Source organism: Arthrobacter crystallopoietes (assembly GCF_002849715.1).
In the GTDB taxonomy this organism is placed as follows: domain Bacteria; phylum Actinomycetota; class Actinomycetes; order Actinomycetales; family Micrococcaceae; genus Crystallibacter; species Crystallibacter crystallopoietes.
The window spans coordinates 2,674,588-2,692,699 of sequence record NZ_CP018863.1 but is presented as its reverse complement, the minus strand read 5'-3'; the positions used below and the strand labels follow the sequence as shown (position 1 = coordinate 2,692,699).

Below are 18,112 nucleotides of genomic sequence, written 5' to 3'. Positions count from 1 at the left end.
GGACGTCTGCCGTGGGTTACATCAAGGTTGGAACCGAGAACAGCACCACGATCGAACTGCACTACGAGGACCACGGCGCCGGCCAGCCCGTTGTCCTCATCCACGGTTATCCCCTGGACGGCTCGTCCTGGGAAAAGCAGACCGCCGCGCTGCTGACGGCCGGCTACCGCGTCATCACCTACGACCGCCGCGGCTTCGGCCAGTCCAGCAAGCCGACCACCGGCTACGACTACGACACCTTCGCCGCGGACCTGAACACGGTACTGGAGACCCTAGACCTGACCGACGTGGTGCTGGTGGGCTTCTCCATGGGCACCGGCGAAGTGGGCCGCTACCTGGGCACGTACGGCTCCAAGCGGGTCGGCAAGGCCGCGTTCCTCGGGTCGCTCGAACCGTTCCTGCTGCAGACCGAGGACAATCCCACCGGCGTCCCGCAGGAGGTGTTCGACGGGCTGGGCCAGGCGGTGACGGCGGACCGGTATGCGTTCTTCACCGAGTTCTTCAAGAACTTCTACAACTCCGACACGTTCCTGGGCACCGAGCGCCTGAGCCAGGAGCATGTCAACGCGAGCTGGAACATCGCCGCCCGCTCCGGCGCCGTTGCCTCGGTCGCCGCGCAGCCGACGTGGCTGACCGACTTCCGCGCGGACATCCCCAAGATCGATGTGCCCGCGCTGATCGTGCACGGCACGGCGGACAACATCCTGCCCATCGATGCCACCGGGCGCGAGTTCGCCAAGGCCCTGCCCAGCGCGGAGTTCGTCGAGATCGAGGGCGCGCCGCACGGCCTGCTCTGGACGCACGCCGCCGAGGTCAACGAGGCCCTGCTGCGCTTCCTCGGCAAGAGCTGACAGACTCCCAATCGTCCAGACAGTGTCTGGACAATTGGGGCGAGCGTCAGGGCTGCCAACTAGTGTGACGTCGAGCTGGCGCCGAAGCGCGGGAGGGCCTGTCGCCGTCGTTATTTGTGTGCTTACACTGCTCGCATGAGCATTCAGGGTGAGTATTTCGCGGCAGCAGAAACCCCCAACAACGACGGCGGCGCCCCGCCTCCCGTTTTCGTCTACCGTGGCGCCGAGGGTTTGCTGGCGGCGCAGTTGGCCGAGGCGCTGGATAACCACGAGCTGCTTGAGGGCAACTGGGAGCTGGTGCACACGTACATGCCCCCAGCGGAGTGGAAGGACGCGGCTCACGGCGGGGTGCTGGATGAGCTGGCAGCGGACGCCTCCGTGCGGTTCAGCCCGGGAGAGCGGCAGCAGGTAGGCCGCTGGAACATCGTACAGTTGGCGGATTTCGGTTTCTTGCACAAAACTTGAGCTTTCCTTGAGCGTCAGCAACGGGTGCTGCCCCGATCATGTAAGGAGCCGGGAAGGACCCCACTCCTGACCGGCATCCATTGATCGGGACCGTTCGCTCGATCTGTGGCTGTTGGGGGGATCTGTCCCGGGCGGTCAGCCACCTGGTGGCCCGGGACACCAACTATTGCCCCGCTCCCCCGCTGGGTCTAGCGTGATCTGCATCAGCATCCACCGCTAACAAGGAACCGCCATGGCTGGGTTTGTGCAGATCATCGAGTTCAAGACCTCCCGCATCGAGGAGATCGAAAAACTAGGGACGCCGTCGAGGTCGGAAGGCAGCACCCCTGCCAGCTTCCGCGGAGTAAAGGTTACCGCGGACCGGGACCGGCCCGGCAGCTACTACACCATTGTGGAGTTCGACTCGTATGAGTCGGCGATGGAAAATTCGGCCCGTCCGGAGACTTCCGAATTCGCCGAGAAGTTCGCCGCCCTGTGCGACGGGCCGCCCGTCTTCCGCAACCTGGACGTGCTGTGGTCGGACACCGGGCAGGACGCGCAGGCCACGTAGGCAAGTCCCCTCGACGAGATGGAACACCTCACCGGCTTCGCCCGCGAATTCCTGAAGGCGATGAGGAACCTCCTGCCTATTGTTGCGGTGGTCGCGGTGTTCCAACTGGTGGTCTTCCGCGGGCTGCCCGAAGATCCCCTGCAGCTGGTGGTCGGGCTGCTGATTGTGGGCGTGGGCATCGCGATGTTCCTGCAGGGCCTGGACCTCAGTGTCTTTCCGGTGGGCAAGAACATCGCCAACCAGTTCACCCGCCGCGGTGCGCTGGGGCCGCTGCTGGCCTTCGGCTTCGCCATCGGGTTTGCCGCCGCCGTCGCCGAGCCCGCGCTGATCGCCGTCGCCGAACAGGCCGAGATTGTCAGCGACGGCCGGATCAACGGGCTGACGCTGCGCGTGGTCGTCGCGGTATCCGTGGGTCTTGTCCTGGTCCTGGGGCTGCTGCGCATCCTGCGGGGCTGGCCGGTCCACCGGCTGCTGATCGGCGGCTACGCGCTGGCCCTGGCGACCACCTTCATCGCGCCGCAGGAGATTGTCGGCCTCGCCTACGACTCCGGCGGCGTCACCACCAACATCGTGACCGTGCCGATGATCGCCGCCATCGGCCTGGGCCTGGCCAACTCGATCCGGGGGCGCAGCGTGCTGGCTGATGGGTTCGGCCTGGTGGCACTATGCGTGATGGTACCGATAATCGGTGTGCAGCTATACGGGGTCTGGGTCTACACCTTCGGCAACACCGGAGCCGTTGCCGCCGCACCCGGAGCCGGGTCCGGCCATTGGGCGGCGGACTTCGCCCTCGGGCTCGCGGAGACCGTGCGCGATGTGCTGCCGATCGTGCTGGTGGTCCTGTTCTTCCACTACCTGGTGCTCAAGCACAAGATCGCCCACCCGGTGCGCGTGCTGGTCGGCTTCGTCATGGTCCTGGTGGGCCTCTACGCCTTCGTCGTCGGGCTCAAAATCGGGCTCTTCCCCATCGGCACGCAGATGGCGGAGCAACTGATCGAGCGCGACGTGCCGGCGCTTATCCTGCTGTTCGCCTTGCTGATCGGCTTCGCCACCACCATGGCCGAACCGGCGCTGGTGGCGATAGGCAATCAGGCCGAGGACGCCTCGCGCGGCAGGCTCAACGGCTCCGCCATCCGCATCGTCGTCGCCGTCGGGGTGGCCGCCGGCATCACGCTGGGCGTCTACCGCATCCTTGTCGGCGGGCCATTCCACTACTACGTCATGGCGTCCTACGGCGTCGTCGTTGTCCTGGTTTTCCTGGCGCCCAAATACATTGTCGCCCTCGCCTTCGACCTCGGCGGAGTCACGACGTCGGAAGTCACCGTCCCGCTCGTGACCGCCCTGGGCATCGGGCTGGCGACCGCACTGGAGGGCCGCGATGCCCTGATGGACGGCTTCGGGCTTATCGCCTTCGCGTCCATTTTCCCGATCATCTCCGTCCTGCTCTACGCCATGCTCCTGGAAAGAATTCCCACCCTGCGGAAGGAAACGTCATGAAATTCACCGCCGTCGTCGTGATCGCCCCGGACCATCTGGAGGACCGGGTCATCGAACACGCCCAGCGCGCCGGCGCCACGGGTGTGACCATCCTGCCGGGCAAAGGCATCGGCGGGGAGTCCAAGCGGACGTTCTTCGGGCTGACGTTCGAGGGCTCGCAGTCCGTGCTGCTGATGGTGGTGGGCTCGCACCTGTCCACCTCGATCCTGAAGGAACTGCACACCATCCTGGTCAACGACGGCAACTCCCGCGGCCTCGCCTTCAGCATTCCCATCGAGCACCTGACCGGGATCGACCTGCGCCAAGTAGCCAAATTCGAGGAGCACATGCGCCATGAAGACACATGATGTTAGAGGACACGAGATCACAGGAGGAACCACATGCTGACCGTCAAGGACGTCATGGTGCGCAACATCGTCACCATCTCCCCGTTCAGCACCCTGCGCGATGCGCTGTCGGTGATGAAAACCCGCCAGGTGAAAAGCCTTGTGGTGGAACGCCAGCACCCGCACGATGCCTGGGGGCTGCTGACCTACAACGAGCTGCTGCGCACCGTGGTCGCCGAGGAAGGCGATGTGGACCTGCTCAACGTGTACGACGCCGCGTCGAAACCGGTGATTACCGTGGGCGAGGACCTCTCCGTGCACCAGGCCGCCGCGCTGATGAGCCGCTACCACCTCAACCGGATGGTGGTGGTGGAGGGCAACAAGCTGATCGGCCTGCTGGCCATGAACGACATCCTCGCCCGGCTGATGGACGATCTGATTTAGGACGATCTGATTTAGAGGAGCCCGAATGATGAACAGCACGGCACGGCACCTGCTGGACCGGCCCGGAACCGTCCTCCCGCTGGCAAAGCTCGACGGCGGGATGCTCGCCTGGGTGGGCGGGAAGGCCGCGAACCTCGGCGGGCTCATCGCCGCGGGCTTGCCGGTGCCGGACGGATTCTGTATTACGACGACGGCGTACCAGCGGGTCGCGGCGGAAGTGGGCCTGGATGCGATCCTCGCGGAGCTCGAGACAGCCGCGGGGGCCGGGGCAAGCGCGGGTGGGAACCGGGACACTTCCGCCGAAGGCGCGGCCGCGTTGGCCGGTATGGCGGAACGTGCGCGGGTCGCGCTGGAAGCCGCGCCTATGCCGGAGGACATCGCCGAGGCCGTCCGCGCTGCCTATGCGGAGCTCGCGAACAACGACGCCGGGCGGCAGCTGGCCGTGGCGGTGCGTTCCTCCGCCACCGCCGAAGACCTGCCGGAGGCCAGTTTCGCCGGCCAGCAGGACACTTACCTCAATGTTGCCGGCGAGGACGCGCTGCTGGATGCGGTCCGCCGGTGCTGGGCCTCGCTCTGGACGGAACGGGCGGTTGCCTACCGCAGCGATAACGGCATCGACCAGCGTTCGGTGAGCATCGCCGTCGTGGTCCAGACGATGGTGGACGCCGAGGTTTCCGGCGTGCTGTTCACGGCCAACCCGCTCACCGGCCGGCGGCACGAGGCGGTGATCGATGCGGCGCCCGGGCTGGGCGAGGCGGTGGTCAGCGGGGCGGTGAATCCGGACCAGTTCGTGGTGGACACCGCCAGCGGACGGATACTCGAGCGGACGCCGGGCAGCAACCCCGCCGGCGGCGGCGACGCGTGCCTGACCGATGAGCAGATCCGGGCGCTGACCACGCTGGGCGCCCGCGCGGAGGAACACTTCGGCGAACCGCAGGATCTGGAGTGGGCCATCGGGCCCGACGGCGCAATCCACCTGGTGCAGTCGCGCCCCATCACCACGCTGTACCCGCTGCCCGCGCCCGCGGATACAGGCCGCGCGGGCGGCGGCGGGAACGCGAGCGACGGCGAGGGTCGCGACGGCGGGACCCGCGCCTACCTGTGCGCGAGCCTGCTCCAGGGGCTCACCCGGCCGCTGACGCCGATGGGGCTGTCCGCGTTCCAGGTGCTGGCCGACGCCTACCGCCCGGCCGGCGGGAACTACGGGGCGCCGGTCCCCTTCAGCTACAGCCAGGCCGGGCTGCGGCTCTTCGTCGATGTGACGCCGGTGCTGCACAGCAAGGCCGGACGGCAAATCATCCCCGCCGCGATGAAGGCGGCCGATGCCCGCTCGGTCGGTGCGCTGCGGTACCTGATGGAGGATCCGCGGTTCGCCATCATCAGCAGGCCAAAACTGGGCGCGCTCAAGGGGGCGCTGCGAGGATCACTAAGAGGCTCGCTCAAGTCCGTGCCGCAGCTGGCGATGATTCCCCGGGTACTCCACGGCCTTGTCCGGCCGGCGGCCGCGCTGGAACGCAGCAGGCGGGCCGAGCAGGAATTTCGCCGGATGCTGGTACTGCCGGAGCCGGCCACGCCCGCCCGGCGGTTGGACTTCGTCGAACGCATGCTCGCCGGGATGATCACGCCTGGCGTGCTCAAGCAGCTTCCGCCGCCGGCCGCCGGCTACATCTGGCTGGGCATCGTGCGCTGGCTGCTGGGTCAGCTGGTGCAGCCCGGCGACCTGCAGGCGGTCCTGCGCGGGCTGCCCGACAACGTCACCACGCAGATGGATCTGGAGCTCTGGCAGGCCGCCACCATCATCCGCGACGACGCCGAGGCAGCTCGGGCCCTCAAGGATGAGGACCCGCAGGAGCTCGCCCGGCGCTATGCCGAAGGTTCACTCCCCGCGACCGCCCAGCACGAGCTGGCCGCGTTCCTCGACAAGTACGGCCACCGCGCGGTGGCGGAGATCGATATCGGCATCCCGCGCTGGTCCGAGGAGCCGGCCCACATCATCAACGTGCTGGCCAACTACCTGCGCCTGAGCGATCCGGACCAGGCACCGGACCGGCAGTTCGCCCGTGCCGCCGCCACCGCCGAAGCCAAGGTCGCCGAGCTGACCCACCGCGCCCGGGCCAAAGGCAGGATCCGCGGCAGGCTCGTGGCCTACGGACTGCGCCGGGTCAGGGCCACCGCGGGCCGGCGCGAGTACCCGAAGTTCGGCCTCATCGTGGCCCTCGCCGCGCTCCGCGCCCAGCTCAAGCGGGTGGGAACGGTGCTGGCAGACGAGGGCCGGATCGCCAGCCCCGAGGACATCTTCTTCCTGGACCTCGCCGAAGCCCGCGTGGGCTTGCGCGGCGCGGACCTGAACGAACTCGCCGCCGAACGCCGCCGCACCTACAACCGCGAACTGCGCCGCCGCCGCATCCCCCGCCTCCTCCTCTCCGACGGCACGGACGTCGAGGCCGCCATGGGCCACGCTTCCGCAACAACGACGGCGGCAACGCACCTTCCGCCCGGCACGCTCACCGGAGCACCCGCCTCGGCAGGCACCGTGACCGGCAAGGCGCGAGTCATCCTGGACCCGGCGGGCGCCCACCTGGAGCCCGGCGAAATCCTCGTCGCCCCGTCCACCGATCCCGGCTGGACCCCGCTGTTCCTGACCGCCGGCGCCCTAGTCATGGAGATGGGCGGCCCCATTTCACACGGCGCCGTCGTCGCACGTGAGTACGGGATCCCCGCCGTCGTCGGCGTTCCCGATGCCACCACCCGCATCACCACCGGCGACACCATCACGGTCGACGGCGCAGCGGGCACCATCAGTATCCAGACCTGATCCCCCGCGCCTCCTCAATCCCTCCTCAACTCCTCCTCAATCCCCCGCCATCGAATGGGCAGCAGATGCCCTTTTCAAGGGCAGGGAAGGGCATCTGCAGCCCAGCGGCTGGCGACGGCGAAGGCACAGCCCGTTCACAGGTTCGCCATAGCACCCACTTATGCCCTAGTTCCACCGTTAACACATGACAAGCAAACATCGGCAGCCCGGTGCACCAGCCATCGCCACGACGCGCCGGACCAGCAGGACCATCCAATCCCCCGGTACTACGGGCTCCCCCGGGGCAGGGAACCCCTGGCATTTCTGGTCATCATCGTGGTTCACCTGGACCATCGTGGCCATAGGCCTGATCGCCTGCGGCGTCTACTTCTGGGTGACGAAAATCCAGCCGGTCGTTCCGGATCTCCTGGCATTCATCACCCAGCCGCGGTAACCATCACTCTTGCCGGTCCGAACCGCCCCCTTCGGACCGGCAGCCCTGCCGGTCCGGTGCCCATCGCCGGACCGGCCGAACTGCTTCCCTCCGTCCAGCCCTCAAACAGCGGGCTTGAGAACGTAGCCCACGCCGCGGACCGTGTGGATCATCGGCGAGCGGCCGGCGTCGAGCTTTTTGCGCAGGTAGGAAATGTAGAGCTCAACGATGTTGTTCTGGCCGCCGAAATCGTAGTTCCACACGTGGTCCAGGATCTGGCTCTTGCTGACTACCGTGCGCGCGTTGTCCATCAGGTAATGCAGCAGATCGAACTCCGTCGCCGTGAGTTGGATGTCCGTCCCGGCGCGGGTAACCTCGCGCGTATCGAGGTTCAGGACCAGGTCCCCCACCACCAGTTCGGCCGACGCCGCTGCCGCCACGCCCGAGCGCTGGACCAGTCGGTGCAGGCGCAGCATCAGTTCCTCCATGCTGAACGGCTTGGTCACGTAGTCGTCCCCACCCGCGGCCAGGCCGGTGATCCGGTCGGCCACGGCATCCTTGGCAGTCAGGAACAAAGCCGGCACGTTGGGCGAAAAAGCCCGGATCTTCAGCAGCGCCTCCACGCCGTCGAACCCGGGCATCATCACGTCCAGCACCAGCACATCCGGGCGGACATCGCGGGCAACTTTCACGGCCGACGGTCCGTCATGGGCCACGTGCACGTCCCAGCCGGCCATCCGCAGTCCCATCCGCACCAGGTCCGAAAGCTGCGGCTCATCATCAACCACCAGCGCCCGGACCGCGCTGCCGTCCGGATGCCTCAGTTTGGGCAGCCCGCTGACCAGCTCGGTGGGATCCTGTGCGGCCATGGCTACTCCCCCTGGTATCAAGTTGCGCGGATACTGAGACAACAGTAACCACTACAGTTACTACATCCCATCAGTGGGTCGGTCAGATTGGAAGAGAAGCCCATGCAGAGCGACAAGCGGCCTTCCCGCCCGCCGTCGGCGCCTGCGCCCGGCCACCGGCGCAGCGGCGGCTGGGCCCCATTCCGCAACTGGCAGCTGCGCACCAAGCTGGTCCTGATCACGTTGGCGCTGCTGGCCGCGATCTGCCTCGCCGTCGGCCTCTCCGCGCACGCCGCGATGACCTCCTTCCTGACCGGCCAGCTGGACGAGCAACTGGCGCAGGCCTCGGCCCGGGCCAACCGGTCGCAGGAAGAGTTCCGCCGGGACCCGGACGATGAAGACCACCATGACGAAGACGAAGAGAACGACGGCGGCGGCCAGCTTGCGGAGAATGCTGCGGATCCGCTGGCCGGACCAGGCACCCGGGCGGGAACGCTGAACGCCCGCATCGGCGACCGCGGGGTCCGCGGCGCCGGCATCTTTACCCCCGACGGCGGCAGGCAGGAGCTGACCGAGGCGGATGAGCAGATCCTCGACGACCTGGCCCTGGACGTTCCGCCGGTTGACCGCACCCTCTCGGTGGGCGACTACCGGCTGGTGGCGACCTACAACCCGGAACGCGAGTACACCATCGTTACCGGCCTGCCGCTGCTAGCCAAGGAGGAAACCCTCGCCTCCCTGACCCGGACCATGACGGTGGTTTCCGCGGCCGGCCTGGCCGCGGCGGCGCTGCTGGGCACGCTGATTATCCGCCGCACCCTGCGCCCGCTGGAGCAACTCTCCGGCGTGGCCACCCGCGTCTCCCGGTTGCCGCTGGGCGAAGGCGAAGTCGCCATGGCCGAACGCGTTCCGGCCGGAATTGCGGTCCCCGCCACCGAAGTGGGACGGCTGGGGCATGCCTTCAACCTGATGCTCGACAACGTGGCCGGTGCGTTCAGCGCCCGCCACCGCAGCGAGACCAAGCTGCGCCAGTTTGTCGCCGACGCCAGCCACGAGCTGCGCACTCCCCTGACCGCCATCCGCGGCTACTCCGAAATGATCCGGCTGACCGAGAACCTCAGCGAGGAAGGCCGCTCCTCCATCTCCCGCGTGGAGTCCGAGTCCAAACGCATGACGGCACTCGTGGAGGACCTGCTGCTGCTGGCGAGGATGGAGGAAGGACACCAAGCGGAACAGCACGACGTCGACCTGACCCAGCTGGTGGTCGAGTCCGTCAGCGACATCCGTGCCGCCGCACCCGAACACCGCTGGGTCCTGCAGTTGCCCGATGATCCCGTGACCGTGCGGGCCAACCCCGGGCAGCTGCGCCAGGTCCTCATCAACCTGCTGACCAACGCGCATAAACACACCGGCCCCGGAACCACCGTGGTCACTTCGCTCGCCGCCGAACCCGGCGCCGCCGTCCTGACAGTGGCCGACGACGGGCCCGGCATCCCGGCGGAATTCATCGACAAGATCTTCTCCCGCTTCACCCGGGCGGACACCGCCCGCTCCGACCGCAGCGGCACCCACGGCCTGGGCCTGTCCATCGTGGATGCCATCGTGAAATCCCACGGCGGCCGCGTCGCCGTCAGCAGCAGCGGAGGAAAGACCGAGTTCACCGTCCGGCTCCCGGGCACCGGCGTCCAGCCCGCGGGGTGAGTCAGACCAGTGCGTCTTCTTTGGCCTCCTCAGCGCTGGCATTCCGGCGGTGCCGCAGGTGCTGGATTCCACTCACAGCGAGTGCCGTTGCCAGGACCAGGTAGAGGGTGACCGTGATCGGGCTGCCGATGAGGATCCCGAGGTCGCCCTCGGAGACGGCGAGCGCGCGCCGCAGTTCCGTTTCCGCCATGGGGCCGAGGATCACGGCGATCAGCACCGGTGCCAGCGGGATGTTGTACCGGCGCATCATGAATCCCACGAGGCCGATCCCGATGAGCAGCCACAGGTCGATCAACGACGAACTGATGGCGTAGACGCCGAGCATCGAGAACACCGTGATGCCAGCATAAAGATAGTGCTTCGGGATGGTCAGCAGTTTCGCCCAGACCGCTGCAAACGGCATGTTGATCATCACCAGGATGGCCAGGCCGATAAACAGCGAGGCCAGCAACGCCCACACTAAGTCGCCGCTGCGCTCGAACAGCAGCGGCCCCGGCTGCATTCCGTACTGTTGGAAGGCGGCCAGCATGATCGCCGCCGTAGCGGAAGTTGGCAGGCCCAGCGCCAGGAGCGCACCCATGGCGGTACCGGCCGTGGCGTTCGCAGCCGCTTCCGGGGCCGCGAGACCACGGATGGATCCGGTAGCGCCGAATTCCTTGTCGCCCCGCCGCTTGGCGAGGTGCTTTTCGGTACCGTAGGCCAGGAAGGTCGGAACTTCCGCACCTCCGGCGGGGATCAGGCCGAAGGGTGCGCCGAAGGCCGTGCCGCGGAACCATGCCGGCAGCGCCTTCTTGATGTCCGCGAGTCCCAGCCGGGCCTTGCCCTTGGCCGTGATCTGCGTGGCTGCCGGATCACGGTGGATCCGTGCAGCAATGTGGAAGACCTCTCCCAATGCCAGCAGTCCAACGGTGATGACGATGACGGAAATGCCGTCGAACAGCTGCGGCATGCCGAGTGTGAAGCGGGCCGTACCGCTGGGTCCGTCAACTCCAACGAGCGCGAGCGCCAGGCCAATGCCCAGAGCTGCGATGCCTCTGATCACTGATTCGGCGACGACCGCCGAAATCGCCAGGAAAGCGAAGACCGCCAGGGCGAAATATTCGGCCGGACCGAAGACGGTGGCGAGCTTGACCAGCGTCGGGGCGAAAAACACCACCAGGGTGGTGGCAATCAGGCCGCCGATGAACGCTCCCATGGCAGCCGTGGCCAACGCCTTTGCCGCTTGGCCGTTCTTCGCCATGCGGTGCCCCTCGAACGTGGACGCGATGGCCGAAGAGTTTCCGGGCGTATTCAATAGGATGCCCGACGTCGAATCGCCGAAGAGGCCGCCGAAGTAGACACCGGCGAACATGATGAATGCTGCGGTTGGTTCCAGCGAGAACGTCACCGGCAACAGCAGCGCCACGGCCATGGCGGAGCCGAGCCCCGGAAGGACACCGACGGCGGTGCCAAGGATGGCGCCCACAAGCACCCAGACCAGATTCATTGGGGTAAGCGCCTGGGCAAACCCTTCGGACAGAAGTGCTAACTGTTCCATCAGAGCATCCCTCCCAGGAATCCGGCCGGGAGGTTCAGGCCCAGTCCGGCGTTGAAAGCCAGTTGAATTGCGGAGGAAAAGACCAGTGCGATGCCCAGGTCAAACACCGGACGCTTGCTGCCCAAGGCTCGGGAAACAATCCAGAACAGCAGGGCTGCGCTGATTATCCATCCAACGGTTTTGAGAATCAGAGTGAAGACAACGACGCCGCCGACAACCTGCCCCACGGTTTTCCAGTCCGTGTAGGTCTTCCACTTGCCTTGGTGCCCGGCGCCCGAAGTCCTGGTCTGTTGTTCGCCCTCCGGCAGGTGGGCAAGGTCGCGCAGCATGTCGGCGGAGAAGTCACCGCTGCCGGGATGGGCCTTCGTATCCGGCAGACGCGGATGGCGGAGAATCTGGATCGCCAGCACCGTGGCCGTGACGTACAGCGTGATGCATACGAGTATGGGGAAGAATTGCGGCCCGGGCGCCGAGTTTCCCTGGACGTTCATCGTGGCGGTGCCGATCGTCAGGAAAATTGCCACCGCATAGAGCAGTGCGACGACGACGAACTCGCTGCGTCCGGTGGTGAACTTCTTCACCGGCGCCGGGGCCGCTTCAGTACGGACAGGTTGTTCCTGGGTGATGCTCATAGTCCGAGGTCCTTTACAATTTCCTGGGCTGTGGCTACTTCGCTGTCGATGAACTGTTCGAATTCCTCGCCGGTGGCGAAGCTGTCGGTCCAGCTGTTGCGTTTGACTGCGTCCTGCCATTCATCGGATTCGCGCATTTCGGTGGCGATCTGGATGAACTCTTCCTTTGCCTCGGCGCTGATGCCCGGTGCCGCGACGATGCCACGCCAGTTCGACATGGACACCTCGTACCCCTGCTCGCGGAACGTCGGAACGTCCACCCCTTCCAGCCGCTCCTTTGACGAGATCGCCAGGGCGCGAAGGGTGCCGGCCTCGATCTGGTCGCTGACTTCGTTGTAGCCGGACATGCCGGCCGCCGTTGTATGTGACAAGAGCGAGGTCAGGGCTTCTCCGCCACCGGAGTAGGCAACATAGTTGACCTCTTTGGGATCGATGCCGACTTCCTTGGCCAGCATGCCGCTTAGCAGGTGGTCGATGGATCCGAGGGAGCCGCCACCGATGGAGGCTGCTCCGGGATCCTTTTTCCAAGCTGCGATGAAATCGTCCAAGGTCTGGAACTCGGAATCTGCCGGCACCACAAGCGCGGCAAAGTCATCGGCCATCCGCGCGATTGGAACAACGTCGTCCATGGACTCGGGGTTATCGGCGAGCTCGATGGCACCGACCATCACCCCGCCGGTGACCAGCAGGGCATCTTCACGGCCGGGAGTCTGGACGAACTGGCTCAGGCCGATCGTGCCGCCTGCACCCGGCACATTGATGACCTGGGGATTATTCACAATCCCGTCGCTGCGCAGGGCCTGCTGTGATTCCCTGGCGAAACCGTCCCAACCGCCGCCAGGCGCCGCTGGGGCAATCAACGTGAGCTTGCTCCGGGCGGTGCTCACGCCACCTGACGTTGCCGCATTGGCAAAGGCCGGCACGGCAACCGCGGCCACTAGGACTCCGAAGAGCGCTGTGCGTATTGGTTTTTTCATGTTTTCCGTTCCATCCAACGAAGTGGGACGAGTCGGACTGCCACGTTGGACAGTTCTGGTTTGTAGCGGCATCCGCGGCCATTCTGGGTGGATACCGTTGTACACAATAAAATACAGCTTTGCACAGTGACCTGAGTCACCGCAAGGCCTGAACCTCAGGCAATCCATCGCTTGATCGCAAAACCGCGCAGGGATGCTGCATATCGTCGAGAAAATGGCTCTTGCCGGAACTTGGATCGATGTATACAGTTGTACACACAACCAGATAGGAGACATTATGTCGCAGAAATCTAATGCTGAATCTTCAGCGCAGACAGAGACCGTCCAGGTAATCGTGGTCGGCGGAGGAAATGCCGGCTTCACGGCGGCTCACGCGGCAGCTGTACGTGGGCGGTCAGTCATGCTGCTGGAAAAGGGCGAGCGCGACATGGCAGGCGGCAACAGCTTCTACACTGCAGGCGCCACTCGGATTGCCCACAATGGCTTGGATGATCTCCAGGGCCTGGTCGAACCCGATGAGCGGCACGCCATGACCGTTGTTCCGCCGTACACGGCCGAAGAATACGCCGCCGACATGGCAAAGGTCACCGAAGGCCGCAACGACCCTGAGCTCACCCAGGTGCTCGTGTCCGAAAGCCAGTCCACCCTGCGCTGGCTGAACAGCCTCGGGTTGAAGTACCGGCTCATGTACGAGCGCCAGGCCTACGAGCGTCCCGACGGCAGCTACCTTTTCTGGGGCGGTCTGCACGTGGGGAACGTCGGCGGCGGCGAAGGCCTGATCGAGGACCACACCCGGGTTGCCGCCGAACTCGGCATCGACGTCCGCTATGGGCATGCAGCGAAAAGCCTCGTCGTCAACGATGGCCGCGTCGCCGGCGTCGTTGTTGAAACCGTCGACGGCGAGAAGACAATCCTGGCGGAATCGGTGGTCCTCACTGCAGGTGGTTTCGAAGCCGATCCCGAATGGCGCAAGGAGCACCTCGGCGAGGGCTGGGAGAACGCGAAGGTCCGTGGCACGCCGTACAACACCGGTGACATGATTGCCGCCGCGCTGAACATCGGGGCAGCCAAGGGCGGCGACTGGGCCACCTGTCATAGCGTGCAGTGGGACGCGTTTACCGCCCAGAACGAAAGCAACCGTGAACTGACCAACAGGCTGACGAGGCAGAGCTACCCGCTGGGAATCATCGTCAATACCGAGGGCAAACGGTTCCTGGACGAGGGCGCCGACTTCCGCAACTACACCTATGCCAAGTACGGCAAGGAAATCCTCAAGCAGCCCGGCTCCGTCGCCTACCAGATCTTCGATGCCTCGTTGCGGCCGATGCTCCGCAGCGAAGAGTACGAAATGCCCGATGTCTCCGAGGTCATCGCGGATACCCTTGAAGAGCTGGCAGCCAAACTGGGCATTGACGTGGAGAGCCTGGAGAAGACCGTCTCGGACTTCAATAACTCGATCGACCGCAACATCCCCCTGGATCCAAACATCAAGGACAAGCGAGCCGCAAACATCGAGCCGGTCAAGAGCAACTGGGCCTCGCCGATCGAAACCGGCCCCTTCTACGCGTACGGCGTCACCTGCGGTATCACCTTCACCTTCGGCGGCGTCAAGGCAGACACCTTCGGCCGGGTGCTCAATGAAGAAGGCAAACACATCGATGGCCTCTTTGCCGCCGGTGAAATGCTCGGCGGCCTGTTCAGCGGCAACTACCCCGGCGGTTCGGGCCTCGCGGCCGGATGCGTGTTCGGGCGACGGGCCGGCAGCTTGGCGTAAAGTTTGGAGCAAACGGGCATCCGAACGCCGCAATAAATGCAAGGAAAACCATCGTGACGCAAACAGCATCATCAGCACGCGTGGACGGAGAGGGCATCTTTCTCACGCTGCGCAGCGAGATCCTGTCCGGAGTGCACCAGCCGGGCACCTCCATGCGCGAAGTAACCCTTGCCGAGCGGTTCGGCGTCTCCCGGACACCTGTCCGGGAGGCGCTCTCCCGCCTCCAGCAGGAACGCCTGCTGGAACGAGTGGCACGCGGCCTGCAGGTTCCACAAGTGGATCCGCAGCAGGTCGTGCAGATCTACGACATGCGCATCCTGCTCGAAGAAGAAGCAGCCGGACAGGCTGCACGGTCGCGGCAGTTCACCGACCTCATGCGGCTCGAAGCACTTCTGCAGCGGGACCGCGAGCTTAGCGATCCTGACGACCACACCCGGATCATCACTAATCTGGAGTTCCACGCTGCCGTCTGGGAGTGCACGCACAATCCCGTTCTCCAGGACCTGCTCGAGCGCCTTTCCACGCATCTCGTTCATGCTCCGCGTTCAACGCTTTCCATGTCCAACCGCTGGCCGGAGTCGCTCGACGAGCATGCTGAGCTGATTCACGCGATCGAAGTCCAGGATGCCGACGCCGCGCGCAGAATTGCCCGCGAGCACATGGAGACCGCGCGCAAACTTCGACTGCAACTGCTCCGTGAGTCAGCCTTGAATCAACCGCTCAGGTCGCACAGCCGACCCTGATAATCCGAAGTTCAGCTATTCGGCGCTCCGCAGGCCAAGGAAGATTTCCTGCACCCTACTATGTCTGCAGGAAGAGTCTCAGCTGTAAATCTGTGCGTACAAATCCTCGATCTGGTCTGCTGTGGGAACGATGGGGTTGTTGCCCGGCGACCCGGAAGCGAGCGCCTGCTGTGCCATCAGCGGGCTCAGTTCATTCCACTTCTCTTGGTCGATGCCGTAGCTCTGCGGCGTCGGCACATCCAGGTCCTTGCAGAGGACGGCAAGGGCTTCGACCAGCTTGTCAGCGGCGAGCGCATCGGAATCCCCACGGCCGGCGGCTCCGAAGGCACGAGCGCATTCTGCATATCTGCCGACCGCGCCCTCAACGGAGAAGGCCGTGACTGCCGGGAACAGCATGGCGTTGGACAGGCCATGTGCCACGTGGAAATGCGCCCCGATCGGCCTGCTCATGCCATGCACCAGGGCCACACTGGAATTCGAAAAAGCGATGCCGGCCTGCGTCGCAGCGAACATCATGGCTTCCCGTGCCTCCAGATCGTCCCCGTCCGCATACGCCCGGCGGATGTTCCGGCCGATGGTGCTGACAGCGGTCAAAGCCAGGCCATCTGAGAAAGCATTCGCCTTCCTGCTGACATACGCCTCGACGGCGTGGGTGAGCGCATCAACCCCGGTATCTGCGGTCAGCCTCGAAGGCATCGAGAGGGTCAGCTCGTAGTCGACAATCGTGGCCACGGGCAGGAAAGCCAAGCCCGTGCACAACATTTTCTCGTCAGTCGCGCTGTCCGTGATGACTGTGAATTGCGTGGCTTCGGATCCGCTTCCGGCAGTTGTCGGGATGGCGATTACCGGCAGGGCGGGGCCACTGTTGTTCCGCGGTGCCTTGTAGTCACGCATTTGGCCGCCCTGCGCCGAGAGCAGCCCCAGAGCCTTGGCCGTATCCATCGGGCTTCCGCCGCCGAAGCCGACGAGGCAGTCGGCACGGTGGGCGGCAACCGCTTCCAGCCCTCCGATCAGGGAGTCGGTGGTCGGGTCCGGAACAGTTTCGGAAAACACCGCACCAACCAGCCCAGCGTCCCCGAGGTTGGCGAGCAACCGGCCAGCTGCACCGGTGCTGGCCAAGAACTTATCCGTGACAAGCAGTGGCCTGGACAGGCCCAAACCTGCGAGAACGCTGCCGAGCTCGCCGGCAGCTCCGCCGCCGATGCGCATAATGCGGGGAAGTGCAATGGAAGAAACCATACAAAGAACCTCTCTGGCTGGAAGTACGCATGCCGCGTGTGACGCCGGCAATGCTCTCCATCCTGCCCTCTGAAGCGTCATATGCCAACGAAACATGGGCAGTGACCGGCCACTGGTCGGCATTGATCCGCATGACGACGCCGGTGCCCTCCTGAGGAGGCACCGGCGTCGTCACTGCTGTAGAAATCGACGGCTCGTTGTCTGCGGCAATCAGCTGTTCGCAGCCGCGCCTAGCCCGAAGTGCATCAGGTCCTCCCCCACCACGAGGTTTCCGGAGAAGCCGACCTGTGCCTTTTCCCATTTCTCAACTGGAGTGTTACCAGGTACCAGATGGGTCAGGACCAAGGTCTTAACGCCCGCTGCCTCGGCCTGAGGTCCAACCTGTTCGATGGCGGTGTGGGCTGCCAGCATGTGCTGCATCAGGTTGGGGTCCGGTTTGGGCGAGTCCGGGCCCATCAAACCGTCAACCCAGTCCATGTCGATGCATTCATGCAGCAGGATATCTGCGCCCTCGGAGATCCTCACCAGGTTCCGACAAACCCCGGTGTCACCGGAAATCACAATGGATCCGTCAGGGGTATCGAAGCGGAAAGCGAAGGCGGGAAAGACCGGCCGGTGGTCCACCAGAATCGCGCTGACACGCACGTTCTCATCCCGGTAGATCTCGAACGGTTCCATCGCCGGCGTCGGGTCCCCGTTGGGGTCCCTTCCGGTATCCGCCGGCAGCTGGATGTCCTCGAATTCGAAGATTTCGCGTAGGTCCTGCTTGGCGTTGTCGCGCATGCGATCGTTGATGTCCAGCGCGTAGGCCTGCAACAGCCGTTCGGTTGACTCGACCAGTCCCGGCGTCGGCGAATCCGGGTTGAACACTTCGGGCAGGTGCTCGCGCTTTTCCTCCGCGAAGATCGGCGGCAGCGTGCCCCGGTCTCCTGGGCCGATCACCTTGATGGGCCGCTGCAGTCCGTCCGACCCGTTGTGCCAAGCCAGCAGCAACAGGTTCGGGTAGTCGACCATGTGGTCCGAATGGTGGTGGGTGATGAAGACTGCCCTCATGTTGTCGAGGCCTTTCTGGAAGCCCGCAGGGCCCAGGCCGGACTTGCGGAACTGGGGTCCCCAGCCTTCGCCGCAGTCGATGAGGTAGACGGAGTCGTTGACGGTGATCGCGGTGGAAATTCCGCTGCGGTCGCTGCCGTCCCACCATGGCGGTCCGCCCGCGGTGCCGAGGAGGGTCACCCGGGTGCGGTGCTTGGCGGCCTGCTCTGCAGTCAACGGCACATACTGGCTGCTCATGGGAATGGTCC

The 18,112-nt window shown here is 65.2% G+C and carries 17 protein-coding genes; 11 read left to right on the top strand and 6 right to left on the bottom strand.

Going from position 1 to position 18,112, the window contains the following annotated elements; all coding sequences use genetic code 11:
• Positions 1-11 precede the first annotated feature (11 nt).
• The 8 genes from AC20117_RS12620 to AC20117_RS23325 all read left to right on the top strand — a co-directional run bounded on the left by AC20117_RS12620 (position 12) and on the right by AC20117_RS23325 (position 7,381).
• Entirely contained in the window at positions 12-851 is an 840-nt protein-coding gene (locus tag AC20117_RS12620) for an alpha/beta fold hydrolase (RefSeq protein WP_074699435.1), read from the top strand.
• 135 nt (positions 852-986) lie between these two features.
• A complete protein-coding gene (locus AC20117_RS12615) occupies positions 987-1,316 on the top strand; it encodes a hypothetical protein (protein WP_074699436.1) in 330 nt (109 codons plus the stop codon).
• A gap of 232 nt (positions 1,317-1,548) precedes the next feature.
• Complete coding sequence (locus AC20117_RS12610) at positions 1,549-1,866, top strand: hypothetical protein (protein ID WP_074699437.1); 318 nt, start codon at positions 1,549-1,551, stop codon at positions 1,864-1,866.
• Between the two features lie 18 nt (positions 1,867-1,884).
• Complete coding sequence (locus tag AC20117_RS12605; RefSeq protein WP_074699438.1) at positions 1,885-3,363, top strand: DUF1538 domain-containing protein; 1,479 nt, start codon at positions 1,885-1,887, stop codon at positions 3,361-3,363.
• Positions 3,360-3,710 (top strand): P-II family nitrogen regulator, encoded by a 351-nt coding sequence (locus AC20117_RS12600; RefSeq protein WP_074699439.1) that lies wholly within the window; start codon positions 3,360-3,362, stop codon positions 3,708-3,710. The genes AC20117_RS12605 and AC20117_RS12600 overlap by 4 nt, the downstream gene beginning before the upstream one ends.
• 33 nt (positions 3,711-3,743) lie before the next feature.
• Positions 3,744-4,133, top strand: coding sequence for a CBS domain-containing protein (locus tag AC20117_RS12595; RefSeq protein WP_074699440.1), 390 nt, complete (start codon positions 3,744-3,746; stop codon positions 4,131-4,133).
• A gap of 25 nt (positions 4,134-4,158) precedes the next feature.
• Positions 4,159-6,948 carry a PEP/pyruvate-binding domain-containing protein gene (locus AC20117_RS12590; protein WP_236777298.1) on the top strand — a complete coding sequence of 930 codons (2,790 nt, stop codon included), beginning with the start codon at positions 4,159-4,161 and terminating at the stop codon, positions 6,946-6,948.
• Between the two features lie 184 nt (positions 6,949-7,132).
• Complete coding sequence (locus tag AC20117_RS23325; RefSeq protein WP_139186741.1) at positions 7,133-7,381, top strand: hypothetical protein; 249 nt, start codon at positions 7,133-7,135, stop codon at positions 7,379-7,381.
• A gap of 101 nt (positions 7,382-7,482) precedes the next feature.
• Here the strand turns inward: AC20117_RS23325 and AC20117_RS12585 are convergent, their stop codons facing one another.
• Positions 7,483-8,229 (bottom strand): response regulator transcription factor, encoded by a 747-nt coding sequence (locus tag AC20117_RS12585; RefSeq protein WP_074699441.1) that lies wholly within the window; start codon positions 8,227-8,229, stop codon positions 7,483-7,485.
• Between the two features lie 102 nt (positions 8,230-8,331).
• On the opposite strand from AC20117_RS12585, the gene AC20117_RS12580 reads away from it, so the two are divergent.
• Positions 8,332-9,909, top strand: coding sequence for a sensor histidine kinase (locus AC20117_RS12580; protein WP_074699442.1), 1,578 nt, complete (start codon positions 8,332-8,334; stop codon positions 9,907-9,909).
• Position 9,910: 1 nt separating this feature from the next.
• Here the strand turns inward: AC20117_RS12580 and AC20117_RS12575 are convergent, their stop codons facing one another.
• Genes AC20117_RS12575 through AC20117_RS12565 form a run of 3 tightly spaced genes read right to left on the bottom strand, consistent with a single transcriptional unit; the run spans position 9,911 to position 13,055 of the window.
• On the bottom strand, positions 9,911-11,446 hold the full coding sequence (locus AC20117_RS12575; protein WP_074699443.1) for a tripartite tricarboxylate transporter permease: 1,536 nt from the start codon (positions 11,444-11,446) through the stop codon (positions 9,911-9,913).
• Positions 11,446-12,078: a tripartite tricarboxylate transporter TctB family protein gene (locus tag AC20117_RS12570; RefSeq protein ID WP_074699444.1), complete on the bottom strand. Its 633-nt coding sequence runs from the start codon at positions 12,076-12,078 to the stop codon at positions 11,446-11,448. The genes AC20117_RS12575 and AC20117_RS12570 overlap by 1 nt, the downstream gene beginning before the upstream one ends.
• Complete coding sequence (locus AC20117_RS12565; protein WP_074699445.1) at positions 12,075-13,055, bottom strand: Bug family tripartite tricarboxylate transporter substrate binding protein; 981 nt, start codon at positions 13,053-13,055, stop codon at positions 12,075-12,077. Before AC20117_RS12565 ends, AC20117_RS12570 begins: the two co-directional genes overlap by 4 nt.
• 277 nt (positions 13,056-13,332) lie before the next feature.
• On the opposite strand from AC20117_RS12565, the gene tcuA reads away from it, so the two are divergent.
• Both tcuA and AC20117_RS12555 read left to right on the top strand, forming a co-directional pair.
• Positions 13,333-14,829 (top strand): FAD-dependent tricarballylate dehydrogenase TcuA, encoded by a 1,497-nt coding sequence (gene tcuA / locus AC20117_RS12560; protein ID WP_074699446.1) that lies wholly within the window; start codon positions 13,333-13,335, stop codon positions 14,827-14,829.
• Between the two features lie 53 nt (positions 14,830-14,882).
• The gene (locus tag AC20117_RS12555) at positions 14,883-15,572 is read left to right on the top strand and encodes a GntR family transcriptional regulator (RefSeq protein WP_074699447.1); all 690 of its coding nucleotides are present in this window, start codon (positions 14,883-14,885) and stop codon (positions 15,570-15,572) included.
• A gap of 78 nt (positions 15,573-15,650) precedes the next feature.
• Here the strand turns inward: AC20117_RS12555 and AC20117_RS12550 are convergent, their stop codons facing one another.
• Complete coding sequence (locus AC20117_RS12550; protein WP_074699448.1) at positions 15,651-16,811, bottom strand: iron-containing alcohol dehydrogenase; 1,161 nt, start codon at positions 16,809-16,811, stop codon at positions 15,651-15,653.
• 210 nt (positions 16,812-17,021) lie between these two features.
• Positions 17,022-18,101, bottom strand: coding sequence for an MBL fold metallo-hydrolase (locus tag AC20117_RS12545; protein ID WP_074699449.1), 1,080 nt, complete (start codon positions 18,099-18,101; stop codon positions 17,022-17,024).
• Positions 18,102-18,112 lie beyond the last annotated feature (11 nt).

What these genes read in the sequence shown, in the direction of transcription:
- AC20117_RS12615 (WP_074699436.1), top strand. Translation starts at nt 987, where the DNA reads ATGAGCATTCAGGGTGAGTATTTCGCGGCAGCAGAAACCCCCAACAAC.
- AC20117_RS12610 (WP_074699437.1), top strand. Translation starts at nt 1,549, where the DNA reads ATGGCTGGGTTTGTGCAGATCATCGAGTTCAAGACCTCCCGCATCGAG.
- AC20117_RS12605 (WP_074699438.1), top strand. Translation starts at nt 1,885, where the DNA reads ATGGAACACCTCACCGGCTTCGCCCGCGAATTCCTGAAGGCGATGAGG.
- AC20117_RS12600 (WP_074699439.1), top strand. Translation starts at nt 3,360, where the DNA reads ATGAAATTCACCGCCGTCGTCGTGATCGCCCCGGACCATCTGGAGGAC.
- AC20117_RS12595 (WP_074699440.1), top strand. Translation starts at nt 3,744, where the DNA reads ATGCTGACCGTCAAGGACGTCATGGTGCGCAACATCGTCACCATCTCC.
- AC20117_RS12590 (WP_236777298.1), top strand. Translation starts at nt 4,159, where the DNA reads ATGATGAACAGCACGGCACGGCACCTGCTGGACCGGCCCGGAACCGTC.
- AC20117_RS23325 (WP_139186741.1), top strand. Translation starts at nt 7,133, where the DNA reads ATGACAAGCAAACATCGGCAGCCCGGTGCACCAGCCATCGCCACGACG.
- AC20117_RS12585 (WP_074699441.1), bottom strand. Translation starts at nt 8,229, where the DNA reads ATGGCCGCACAGGATCCCACCGAGCTGGTCAGCGGGCTGCCCAAACTG.
- AC20117_RS12580 (WP_074699442.1), top strand. Translation starts at nt 8,332, where the DNA reads ATGCAGAGCGACAAGCGGCCTTCCCGCCCGCCGTCGGCGCCTGCGCCC.
- AC20117_RS12575 (WP_074699443.1), bottom strand. Translation starts at nt 11,446, where the DNA reads ATGGAACAGTTAGCACTTCTGTCCGAAGGGTTTGCCCAGGCGCTTACC.
- AC20117_RS12570 (WP_074699444.1), bottom strand. Translation starts at nt 12,078, where the DNA reads ATGAGCATCACCCAGGAACAACCTGTCCGTACTGAAGCGGCCCCGGCG.
- AC20117_RS12565 (WP_074699445.1), bottom strand. Translation starts at nt 13,055, where the DNA reads ATGAAAAAACCAATACGCACAGCGCTCTTCGGAGTCCTAGTGGCCGCG.
- tcuA (WP_074699446.1), top strand. Translation starts at nt 13,333, where the DNA reads ATGTCGCAGAAATCTAATGCTGAATCTTCAGCGCAGACAGAGACCGTC.
- AC20117_RS12550 (WP_074699448.1), bottom strand. Translation starts at nt 16,811, where the DNA reads ATGGTTTCTTCCATTGCACTTCCCCGCATTATGCGCATCGGCGGCGGA.
- AC20117_RS12545 (WP_074699449.1), bottom strand. Translation starts at nt 18,101, where the DNA reads ATGAGCAGCCAGTATGTGCCGTTGACTGCAGAGCAGGCCGCCAAGCAC.